General features: G+C 64.4%; 8 protein-coding genes. 6 read left to right on the top strand and 2 right to left on the bottom strand.

Annotation, left to right across the window (positions count from 1 at the left end):
* The 4 genes from ABZE94_RS06690 to ABZE94_RS06675 form a co-directional block, all read left to right on the top strand.
* On the top strand, positions 1-1300 hold a 1300-nt coding region (locus ABZE94_RS06690; RefSeq protein ID WP_372874758.1), incomplete at its 5' end, for a Fic family protein.
* Positions 1301-1576: 276 nt separating this feature from the next.
* A complete protein-coding gene (phoB, locus tag ABZE94_RS06685; RefSeq protein WP_372874757.1) occupies positions 1577-2266 on the top strand; it encodes a phosphate regulon transcriptional regulator PhoB in 690 nt (229 codons plus the stop codon).
* Between the two features lie 54 nt (positions 2267-2320).
* Complete coding sequence (gene phoR / locus ABZE94_RS06680) at positions 2321-3646, top strand: phosphate regulon sensor histidine kinase PhoR (protein ID WP_372874756.1); 1326 nt, start codon at positions 2321-2323, stop codon at positions 3644-3646.
* Between the two features lie 69 nt (positions 3647-3715).
* Positions 3716-5056: a hemolysin family protein gene (locus ABZE94_RS06675; RefSeq protein WP_372874755.1), complete on the top strand. Its 1341-nt coding sequence runs from the start codon at positions 3716-3718 to the stop codon at positions 5054-5056.
* A 179-nt stretch (positions 5057-5235) separates the two neighbouring features.
* Here ABZE94_RS06675 and ABZE94_RS06670 read toward each other — a convergent pair whose 3' ends face one another.
* A complete protein-coding gene (locus ABZE94_RS06670) occupies positions 5236-6132 on the bottom strand; it encodes a peptidoglycan DD-metalloendopeptidase family protein (protein ID WP_372874754.1) in 897 nt (298 codons plus the stop codon).
* Positions 6133-6354: 222 nt separating this feature from the next.
* On the opposite strand from ABZE94_RS06670, the gene ABZE94_RS06665 reads away from it, so the two are divergent.
* Entirely contained in the window at positions 6355-6678 is a 324-nt protein-coding gene (locus tag ABZE94_RS06665) for a hypothetical protein (RefSeq protein WP_372874753.1), read from the top strand.
* A 262-nt stretch (positions 6679-6940) separates the two neighbouring features.
* On the opposite strand, the gene ABZE94_RS06660 is transcribed toward ABZE94_RS06665, so the two are convergent.
* On the bottom strand, positions 6941-8776 hold the full coding sequence (locus ABZE94_RS06660) for a PAS domain S-box protein (protein ID WP_372874752.1): 1836 nt from the start codon (positions 8774-8776) through the stop codon (positions 6941-6943).
* A 430-nt stretch (positions 8777-9206) separates the two neighbouring features.
* Here ABZE94_RS06660 and ABZE94_RS06655 point away from each other — a divergent pair, with 430 nt between their 5' ends.
* Positions 9207-9593 (top strand): DUF2946 family protein, encoded by a 387-nt coding sequence (locus ABZE94_RS06655; RefSeq protein WP_372874751.1) that lies wholly within the window; start codon positions 9207-9209, stop codon positions 9591-9593.
* The last annotated feature ends 124 nt before the right edge of the window (positions 9594-9717 follow it).

Below are 9717 nucleotides of genomic sequence, written 5' to 3'. Positions count from 1 at the left end.
CCGCAAGGACCTGGCCAATACCCTGCACAACCCGCAGAAGATCAACCCGCCGATGCCGCTGGTGCCCGAACAGCTGGAGCTGGACGGACAAACACTGCTGGTGCTGAACGTGCCGGAAAGCTCCCAGGTGCACAGCTGCAACAACCGGGTATTCAGCCGCAACGAAGATGGCGACTTCGATATCACCGGCCACAGCCAGTCGCTTAGCGAGCTGTATCTGCGCAAGCAGGTCAGCTACAGCGAGAACCGCATCTTTCCCTTTATCCGCCTGGATGAGCTGCGCAGCGACCTGATCGAGCGGGTGCGGCATAACGTGCGCCTGCAACGCAGCGGCCACCCCTGGGCCGAGCTGGACGATCTGGAGCTGCTGAAGAGCGCACGGCTGTACCAGCGCGACTACCAGACCGGACAGGAGGGCATCTCCCTGGCCGGCGCCCTGCTGTTCGGCCGCGACGAGGTGGTGCTGGGCGTAGTGCCGCACCACCGTACCGACGCCATCCTGCGGGTGCAGGATCTGGACCGTTACGATGACCGCGACGATATCCGCACCAACCTGCTGGAAAGCTACGACCGGCTGATGGCCTTCGTCGGTAAGCACATCGCCGACCCCTTCTATCTGGAAGGCGACCAGCGCATCAGCCTGCGCGAACGGATTTTCCGCGAGGTGGTGGCCAATCTGCTGATCCACCGCGAGTACCTCAATCCGTTTCCGGCCAAGCTGATCATCCAGCGCGACCGGGTGACCACGGAAAACAGCAATAACCCTCACGGCATCGGCCTGCTGCGCCCGGACGACTTCGCCCCATCACCGAAAAACCCAGCCATCGCCCGGGTGTTCCGCGAAATGCAGTGGGCCGAGGAGCTGGGTTCCGGGGTGCGCAACCTGTTCAAGTACGCCCGCGCCTTCGGCGGCCAGGATCCGATTCTCAGCGAGGAGTCGATCTTTCGCGTGACCGTGATGCTGCCTAACATGGCACCTGTGCCGGGCGGCGCACTGACCGCCGCTCAGCCGGAGTCAGAGGCAGAGTCAAGGGCAGAGTCGAGGGCAGAGTCAGGGGCAGAGTCGCAAGAGCGGCGCGTACTGGCCGCCCTGATCGGCGGGCCGCTGGGCAAGAGCGAACTGGCCATACAACTGGGTCTGCAGACCGTGACCGGGGCGCTGAACCGCAGCGTTCGCCGCCTGCTCGAAAGCGGATTGATCGAATACAGCCTGCCGGACAAACCCAATAGCCGGCTGCAGAAATACCGCCTCACCCCCGCAGGACAAGCGCATCTGAATCAGCAGGGCGCTTCGTTATGAGCAGCAACACCCACGCCATCGCCGCCAAGGTCTGGAGCTTCTGTACCACCCTGCGCGACGGCGACAACCTACCGGACTACCGGAGCCGGACGACTTGGCCGGGGAAATCATCGAGAACATCGAAGCCGGCCTGGCCGGCTTCCGCAAGGTACTCGCCGACGTGACTCGGTAAACGGCGGCTGCGGCAGACCCCGCAGCAGCCCAGCTGTCATATCGCTGCAATAATTCCGTTATCTAATGCCACGCATGACAGTTCAACGACTCGAGGCTGGATCCATGGTTGGCAAGAACATCCTGATCGTCGATGACGAAGCACCGATCCGCGAGATGATCGCGGTGGCCCTGGAGATGGCCGGTTACGAGTGCCTGGAAGCGGAGACCAGCCAGCAGGCCCACGCCATCATCGTCGACCGCAAACCCGACCTGATCCTGCTCGACTGGATGCTCCCCGGCACCAGCGGCATCGAGCTGGCGCGCCGGCTCAAGCGTGACGAGCTGACCGCGGACATCCCGATCATCATGCTCACCGCCAAGGGCGAAGAGGACAACAAGATCCAGGGCCTGGAGGTCGGCGCCGACGACTACATCACCAAGCCGTTCTCGCCGCGCGAACTGGTCGCCCGGCTGAAGGCCGTGCTGCGCCGCGCCGGCCCCAGCGACAGCGAAGGGCCGATCGAGATCGGCGGCCTGCTGCTCGACCCGGTCAGCCACCGGGTGACCATCGACGGCAAGCCGGCCGAGATGGGCCCCACCGAATACCGCCTGCTGCAGTTCTTCATGACCCATCAGGAACGCGCCTATACCCGCGGCCAGCTGCTCGACCAGGTCTGGGGCGGCAATGTCTACGTCGAGGAACGCACCGTCGATGTGCACATCCGCCGCCTGCGCAAGGCGCTCGGCGAGGTCTACGAGAACCTGGTGCAGACCGTGCGCGGTACCGGTTATCGTTTCTCCAGCAAAAGCTAGCAGCGCCATACTGGGTTAGGATTGCCGACTTGTCTCAGCGGCTCAAAGGATCGATTGGCGGATGACTCCCAAGTGAAGCAAAACTGGCGTGGCGCCGTGACGCGCCGTCTGCTGTTGTTAATCGGCGCCTGCCTGCTGCTCGGCTTGCTTACCGGCAAGTACGCCTGGGCGCTGGCGGCCGGCCTGGCCATCCACCTCGGCTGGACCCTGAGCCAGTTGCTGCGCCTGCACAAATGGCTGCAAGAGCATCGGCCGGACGAGCCACCACCGGATGGCTATGGCCTGTGGGGCGAGGTATTCGACAGCATCTACCACCTGCAACGGCGCAACCAGCGGGCCCGCGGCCGCCTGCAGGCGGTGATCGATCGGGTGCAGGAGTCCACTGCCGCGCTCAGCGATGCGGTGGTCATGCTCGACAGCCAGGGCAATCTGGAATGGTGGAACCGCGCTGCGGAGACCCTGCTCGGCCTGAAAACCCCGCAGGACAGCGGCCAGTCGATCACCAACCTGCTGCGCGATCCGCGCTTCATCGACTACTTCGAGCGCGGCAGCTACCTCGAACCGCTGGAGCTGCCTTCGCCGATCAACGACCGTCGGCGCCTGCAGTTTCATATCACCCGCTACGGCAACCGCGAGCACCTGATGCTGGTGCGCGACGTCACTCGCCTGTTTCAACTGGAGCAGATGCGCAAGGACTTCGTCGCCAACGTGTCTCACGAACTGCGCACGCCGCTGACGGTGATCGCCGGTTACCTGGAAACCCTGCTGGACAACGTCGAAGACGTCAATCCGCGCTGGCTGCGCGCGCTGCAGCAGATGCAGCAGCAAGGCGGACGCATGCAGAACCTGCTCAATGACCTGCTGTTGCTGGCCAAGCTGGAAGCCACCGACTACCCCTCGGACAACCAGCCGGTGGCGGTCGACCTGCTGCTCTTGAGCATCAGGGGCGATGCCCAGGCGCTGTCCGGCGAACGCATGCAGCGCATCAGCCTGGAAGCCGACCCGCACCTGCGTCTCAAGGGCAGCGAGGCGGAGCTGCGCAGCGCCTTCTCCAACCTGGTGTTCAATGCGGTCAAGTACAGCCCCAAGGAAAGCGAGATTCGCATCCGCTGGTGGGGCGATGAGCAGGGCGCGCACCTGGCGGTGCAGGACAACGGCCCGGGCATCGAGGCCCGGCACCTGCCGCGCCTGACCGAACGCTTCTACCGGGTCGACTCCAGCCGCGCGAGCAACACCGGTGGCACCGGCCTGGGCCTGGCCATCGTCAAGCATGTGCTGTTGCGCCACCGCGCACGCCTGGAGATCGACAGCAGGCTGGGCCAGGGCAGCACCTTCACCTGCCACTTTCCCGCCACTCAGGTGGCCCGTCGCGACAACTAACCGCCCGCAGCTTGCAAAGCCGCCTGCTTGGCCCCACCCTTTAGCGGTCATTGGCCTACCGAACCCTTTATGGACCCCTCCACGAGTCTCTCCGCCGCCACTTTTTTCGCCGATTTCGGCCTCGTTCTCTTCGCCCTGCTGCTGGTGCTGCTCAACGGCTTTTTCGTCGCCGCCGAGTTCGCCATCGTCAGGCTGCGCGCCACCAAGGTCGAGGCCCTGGCCAGCCAGAACGGCTGGCGCGGGCATATCCTGCGTACCGTGCACAACCAGATGGATGCCTACCTGTCGGCCTGCCAACTGGGCATCACCCTGGCCTCGCTGGGCCTGGGCTGGGTCGGCGAACCGGCCTTCGCCGAACTGCTCACCCCGCTGCTCGGCACCCTCGGCATCGAGTCAGCCAAGCTGGTACACGGCATCGCCTTCTTCACCGCCTTCTCGATCATTTCCTACCTGCACATCGTGGTCGGCGAACTGGCACCGAAGTCCTGGGCGATCCGCCAACCGGAATTCCTCTCACTGTGGACGGCCGCGCCGCTGTACCTGTTCTACTGGGCCATGTACCCGGCGATCTTCCTGCTCAACGCCAGCGCCAACGCCATCCTGCGCATCGCCGGCCAGGGCGAGCCGGGGCCGCACCATGAGCATCATTACAGCCGCGACGAACTCAAGCTGATCCTGCATTCCAGCCGTGCCAGCAACCCCAGCGACCAGGACATGCGCGTGCTGGCCTCGGCCGTGGAGCTTGGCGAACTGGAAGTGGTGGATTGGGCCAACTCACGCGAGGACCTGGTCTACCTGGCGCTGAACGCACCGCTGGACGAGGTGTTCAGCGTATTTCGCCGGCACAAGTACAGCCGCTACCCGATCTTCGACGAGGCCAGCGGCGAGTTCGTCGGCGTGCTGCACATCAAGGACCTGCTGCTGCACCTCTCCTTGCTGGAAATGCTGCCTTCGGCACTGAAACTGGCCGAGCTGATGCACCCGATCGAACGGGTTGGCCGGCATATGCCCCTGTCCAACCTGCTCGAGCAGTTCCGCCAGGGCGGTTCGCACTTCGCCCTGGTCGAGGAGGCCGACGGCAAGGTGATCGGCTACCTGACCATGGAAGACGTGCTGGAAGCCCTGGTCGGCGACATTCAGGACGAACACCACAAGACCGAGCGCGGCATCCTCGCCTACCAGCCGGGCAAGCTGCTGGTCCGCGGCGACACCTCGCTGTTCAAGGTCGAGCGTCTGCTGGGGGTCAACCTCGATCATGTCGAGGCGGAAACCCTGGCCGGGCTGGTCTACGAAACCCTCAAGCGCATGCCCGAAGAAGAGGAAGTGCTGGAGGTCGACGGCCTGCGCATCATCATCAAGAAGATGAAGGGGCCGAAGATCGTCCTGGCCAAGGTACTCAAGCTGGGGTGAGCTGGCGGGCAACTGCGCTGCCCGAGGTACCTGCGGGAGGGGCTGGGCGGCACTCCGCTTCAGCCGCGAAGCCCTGACTCACCCAGCCGCGACTAGAAGGCCTATCGCTTGATGGGTATCGCTGCGCTCAAGCCTACGCGGCCCGCCACCCTACGAAACCGTGCATCACCACGCCCTGCTTACTCGCCACCCACGGCGAAATTCGGCAGGCTGTTGACTGGCTGGGCGAAGTCGAAGGGTATGGACTCCAAGGCCAGACCGACATTGCGCTGCACCACGAAGTGCAGGTGCGGGCCGGTACTGTTGCCGGTGTTGCCTGAGCGGGCGATAAAGCTGCCGCGGTCGATCCGCTGGCCTTCACGCACGCTGACCGAGCCCTGCATCAGGTGCAGGTAGACGCCCATGGTGCCGTCGTCGTGGAGGATGCGCACATAGTTGCCGGAAGGGTTGTTGCCGCGCCCGCTCTGCTGGTTCTCGGTCTTGACCACCACGCCGCCGCGCGCCGCGACTATCGGCGTGCCCTCGGGCATGGCGATGTCCATGGCATAACGCCCTTTGGCGGTGAAGTGGCTGTATTTGCCATTGGCGCCCTGGGTCAGGCGGAAGGGCCCGCCGCGCCAAGGTAGCGGGTAGCTCTTCTGCGTCGGCAGCAGGCGCGGGTCGCCCATGGCGTAACGCAGTTTCGGCGTGTAGCGCAGCGGCTTGCTGGCGTCGCGCGCAGTCAGGGTGGCGAGGCGGATCTTGCTGCGCGGCGGCAACACCCAGGTGATGGGTTTGGTCGGGGCGCCGATGGCGTTGTCGACCTGTTCCAGCTTCAGCTCGATCTGCACCGGGGCATACAGGTCGTTGCGCACCAGCAGGGTGTCGCCGGCCGCATGTTTCTGGGTTTCCAGCTTCACCTGGTTGTCCAGGCGCTCGACCATGCGGTCGCGAAAAACGAACACCTGGGCACCCGCCGTCGCCTTGTCGGTATAGGTCACCACACCGTTGGCATCGGTGTACTTGTAGATGGTCAGGGCTGCGGCCTGGCTGGCAACCAGCAGCAGGACGCAGAACAGGGTCAGTCGAAAGGGCATGGGCTCACGGGCGGTGTTTGGCTTTCCAAGACCCTGAAGACTAGCAGCGCGACTGCATGCATGCGAGGGCCGGGGCAGTGGAATGTGATCTCACGCATCCGCACCGCCCCGAGCCCGCATGACTTTTTGACGCGACGCCTGAGCAGGCTAATCTCAAAAGACGGGCCGACGTCGAACGGGCCACCAGGCAACACGAGCGCGCCTTGACTGCCATGAGGGTTAATGACCATGCGAACCTCGATCTTCAACGCCCTGCTGATCGACAAACCGCTGCGGGAGATTTTCTGGTTCTACGGGGTGATACCCAGCAATATTCTCTGGGCCGTAACGCTCGCGGTGTATTTCAGCGGCGCCGCACTGGCGACGGTCATACTCATGTTTGCAGTGCTGCTGGGCTATACCGCCTGGATAATCGGCGAGATCTGGCGTTGCAGTGACAACGTGAAAAATCCAACCCACGGTGAAATCGCCCGCGTCCTGACCGTCGCCTGGGCGATCAATACGCTGCTGCTGACTGCCTTCCTGCTGCTGCAGCGCCTGGGCTGAGCAGGCCTTGAGCGCGGGTGGAAAACGCTCGCAAACTGCGGCCGCCAGCATGAAGCGGCGGGCTGTCGCTGCGCTCCGAGGCCGCCCTACGCTGCGACCCCATTAGCTCGAGCAAGCCGCGATCCGTAGGGTGTATATGGACTCCTCCACAGCCGCAGGCAGTGCACCATGGTTCATCGGCGCGGCGAGAATCCGGCGGGCTGTCGCTTCGTTCCGAACAGATCGCCGCCCGAGCCGCCCTATCTGCGAACGAATCGCCCGTTCAGCGCTGCAGTTGCTGCACGGCCAGGCTGGCCAGGCGGGTGAACTCGGTGACCAGGGCGATATCGGCTTCGCTCGGCCGTCTGGGTTGGTCGTAGTAGATGCCGAAGGTGCCGAGCACCCGGGCGTTGTCGTCCTTGAACGGCAACGACCAGCAGGCATGCAGGCCGGCGGCCAGGGCCTGGGTGCGCCCCCCCTGCCAGTAGGGGTGCGTGTCGAGGTTTTCCGCGATCACCAGCTCGCCACTGCACGCGGCGTGGCCACATGAGCCGAGTTCGAGCTGCGCCGGCAGACCGTCGATGGCCTGCCGATAAGGCTCGGGCAGGCTCGGCGCGGCGGCCAGGTGCAGGCACTGCCGCTCGTCCAGCAGCATGATCGACACCAGCATGTGCGGATTGAGATCCTGCAGGTGCTGGCTGATAGCGCCGAGGATATGCGCCAGGGGCCGGCGGGCGAGCAGATCGTCGAGTACTGCGTTGCGCGCCTGCTGCAGTTGCTGCCCATGATGGCGCTCATGGATGTCATGCAGGCTGCCGGTGAGCATATTGTTCGACGGGCTGTGGTTCAGTTGAATGTCTACCCAGCGCAGCTGGCCCAGACGGGTGAGCAGGCGGAATTCGCCGCGCAGGCCGGTTTGCTGGCCATTGCCGACGGCATCTATCTGCTGGTTGAAGCGCGCCGCGTCGGCGCCGTCGAGGAACTGCGCCAGCGGGCGACCCAGGCATTCATAGCCGGCGTAGCCGCTGAGCGCTTCCCAGGCCGGGTTGAGAAAAACCAGATGGCCGCTGGCGTCCGTCAGCACAATGACATCGTCCAACTGCTCGACCAGTTCGCGGTAACGCGCCTCGCTGGCTTGCAGCTCGAGATTGATCTGCTTCTGTTCGCTGAGATCGATGTCGATGCAGTACAGCTCCGGCTGATCGCGGCTGTCGCGCAGCATCGAATGGGTCGAGTAGACCCACACCCGGCTGCCGTCCTTGTGCTGCAATGGCAGCTCCGCTGCGGGGATCGACGGGCCGCCGAGCAGCCAGTGGTTGATCGCACTGATGACCTGATTGCGCGCGGCCGGCGGGATGATCAGCTCTTCCAGGCGTCGGCCCATGGCCTCCTGCAGGCTATAGCCATAGAGCTGGGTGCTGGCCTGGTTCCAATAGATCACCCGACGTTCGCGGTCGTAACCCTGCACGGCGATCCGTGGGGTTTGCTCGAACAGGTGGCGGAAGCGCTGCTCGCTTTCGCGCAGGGCGCTTTCGTCGCGCTTCTGGCTGCTGATGTCCTGCACGGTACCGAGGAAGTGGCCACTGCTGACGTCCGCGTCGCCCCGCAGCATCAGCCAGGTGGTCTGTTGCCGCTGCGGTTGATGCAGACGTGCACTGATCGCCATCGGCTTGTGTTGTTCGAGCAGCGCCTGCCAGGCGCGCTGCAGGGCCGGCCGTTCGGCCGGGTAGAGCCAGCTGAGCAATTGCTCGGCACTGCTGTATTCACTGCCCGGATCGCGGCCGAGCAGGTTCAGGGCCTCGGGGCTCCAGTGCAGGCGGCCATCATATTCCCAGCTGCCGAGGGCGGCGTTGCGCTGGGTTTGTTGCAGCAGGCGGGAGTTGCGCGTCAGGGCGTCGAGCAACTGCTGCTGGGCGCGGCGGTCACGGTAGTTGAGGCAGAAGATCAGCAGGCTGCTGAGCAGCACGAAGAACATGCCCTTGACGGTTTGCAGCCGGCCGATCAGGTCCCGGTCGTTGACCACCGCCATCAACAGGGCGTCGCTGGCAATAATCCAGATGCTGCTGAACAGGATGTAGGCGCCGGCCAGGCGCAGCGGAGCTGTTAGATCGGATCGCATCCTTACCACCGACAAGTCGCGGGTTCGCAGGAGGGCGCGGAGCATGCCCTGACCTGCGAGGAATGCTGAGAGCTTGTGAGCAAGCTCTCGCCTACTGCGACCGCCTCCAGACGCCCGTTGCTGACGTTGCACTACGTGAAAAGCGGGGTCATTTAGCTCACTAAACTCCCCTGTTTTTCACGTAGCGCGTCTTGCTGCGAATATCTGGATGCGGTCTTGTTACGGCGCTCGATATTTTCACAAGCTTCGAGCGTACCTGCAGTCTAGTCGGCTGCCGGCGACTGTGGAGAGGTATCAATTAGTAGTGCCCGCACGTGGCGCCGGGGCTCCTCGCAGGGGCGGCCGAGGAGCGTTGTGCCATCCGCAGCTGCGGCAATCGATCACAGGTGGTGGCTGGTGTTGCGCCACCCGCAACTGCTAGAGTCGCTTGATGAACTTGACCCGCACCGACCGCTCGCTGATCGCCTGGACGCTTTATTGCTGCGTCCTGTTCAGTGCGTTCGCCTGCAGTATCGGCCACGGCCAGATGGCCGGTTTGCAGCTCAGCGGCCTGGATGGCCAGTACTGCTCCTTCGAGGGCAATTTCGCCCCGGGGGCCGACTTGAGCGGCTCAAGTATCTTGCCGCTGAACCCGGCCACGGGTTTCGGTTGCTCGCTCGGCTCGACCTTCGGCGCCCTCATCCTCGCTGCCTTTTTCGGTCTGCTCGGACTGTTCGCTGCCAGTCGCCCGCCGCTGGCGGCGCCAGCCTTGGCCCCGCGTCCGGTCCGCTATCTCTGGCCCTCGGCCAACCCCCGCGCCTCCCCACTGCTCGCCTGATTTCGGTAAACCTTCCCGCTTGATGCTGCCCGGAGCAGCTGTTTGCGTCTGTTGGCGCAACGACCCATGCGTTCGCGCCCGCCGCTGCAGATGGCGCGGCGGTGCACCCCCGACGAGTTTCTGG

It is taken from the genome of Pseudomonas sp., assembly GCF_041601375.1.
GTDB lineage: Bacteria > Pseudomonadota > Gammaproteobacteria > Pseudomonadales > Pseudomonadaceae > Aquipseudomonas.
This window is presented reverse-complemented; position numbering and strand designations above follow the sequence as displayed.

Coding starts and splice junctions, on each gene's coding strand:
- phoB (WP_372874757.1), top strand. CDS start 1,577: ATGGTTGGCAAGAACATCCTGATCGTCGATGACGAAGCACCGATCCGC.
- ABZE94_RS06675 (WP_372874755.1), top strand. CDS start 3,716: ATGGACCCCTCCACGAGTCTCTCCGCCGCCACTTTTTTCGCCGATTTC.
- ABZE94_RS06670 (WP_372874754.1), bottom strand. CDS start 6,132: ATGCCCTTTCGACTGACCCTGTTCTGCGTCCTGCTGCTGGTTGCCAGC.
- ABZE94_RS06665 (WP_372874753.1), top strand. CDS start 6,355: ATGACCATGCGAACCTCGATCTTCAACGCCCTGCTGATCGACAAACCG.
- ABZE94_RS06660 (WP_372874752.1), bottom strand. CDS start 8,776: ATGCGATCCGATCTAACAGCTCCGCTGCGCCTGGCCGGCGCCTACATC.
- ABZE94_RS06655 (WP_372874751.1), top strand. CDS start 9,207: ATGAACTTGACCCGCACCGACCGCTCGCTGATCGCCTGGACGCTTTAT.